We start from the raw sequence: 222 nt of genomic DNA on the forward strand, positions 1-222 counted from the left end.
GCTTGCCATGCGTTTTGCCCTGCCATGTTGTGCCTTGGCCTTGGCATGCCTTGCCTTGCCTTAGCATGTCGTGTCTTGGCCTTGGCATGCCTTGGGCTTGACATGCCTTGCCTTGGCTTGGCCTTGGCATTGCCCCATTCAAGGCATTTCGAGAAAGTGAGGCTATTGGAAGCTTGGCATGGCATGGCCTTGGCATGCCTTGCCTTGCCTTGCGTTGGCATG

This window comes from Parabacteroides faecis, assembly GCF_014647375.1.
Lineage (GTDB): Bacteria > Bacteroidota > Bacteroidia > Bacteroidales > Tannerellaceae > Parabacteroides > Parabacteroides faecis.